At 35.8% G+C, this 710-nt stretch carries 1 protein-coding gene; it reads left to right on the top strand.

The window, feature by feature from the left end; all coding sequences use genetic code 11:
- Nucleotides 1-405: 405 nt before the first annotated feature.
- Nucleotides 406-710 (top strand): transposase (locus ACQV2T_RS09335; RefSeq protein ID WP_428893589.1); only part of this gene is annotated, 305 nt, incomplete at its 3' end.

The following is a 710-nucleotide window of genomic DNA, read 5'->3' as shown; positions in this document are numbered from 1 at the left end:
CCCCAAAAGTTCGAGTTAAAAACTAACTTTTGGGGGTCCTTTTATGTCTAAAAATAGGCTTCTGAATTGAAAATGAAAGTGATTGAAGGGTATTTAGAAGGAAAAGTAGGTTACTAGGCTTTAACAAAAAATAGGGGATTCCTTCACCTTCTTTAGTCAAGAATCGGGTTTACACTTATAAAAGATAGGGGGCAAATGGGTTAAAAGCAATTCAAGGAAAAGCAGATTATTCTTTAGATTTTTAAGCTGAATGTTTTACACTTTAAGCAAAGAATAGCTGCTTCCTATAAAGAAACGGCAATCGCCTTTAACCTTACGAATCCATCAATGCTAGCTAATTGCAAAGGTGTTTATCTTGAAGGGGGTTCTAAAGCTCTGAATAGACCGATAGAAAGGCCGCCCAAAGTGGTAAAGAAACTTAATAAAAACGGACTTCGTCAAAAGAATAAAGTTACTGATGATTCTGAATTAGAAGAAAAGACTCAACAAATATTTCACGAACTCTATGAAACCTATAGTTATCGACGAATTACGGCTGAATTATACAAAACACACCATCAAAAAATTGACCCTAAAAAAGCTTTACGAATCATGAATAAGCTCGGCTTAAAACTTACAAAATTCTGGCGAAAGTCACGTCGCTATAGCTCTTACAAAGAAACAATTGCTCCCAACCCCCTCAATCGTCGCTTTAGTGCAAAATATCCTCT

The sequence above is a fragment of the Facklamia sp. P13069 genome, assembly GCF_050409405.1.
GTDB lineage: Bacteria > Bacillota > Bacilli > Lactobacillales > Aerococcaceae > Facklamia.
The sequence above is the reverse complement of the archived record's forward strand: the minus strand, read 5'-3'. Positions and strand labels throughout refer to the sequence as shown.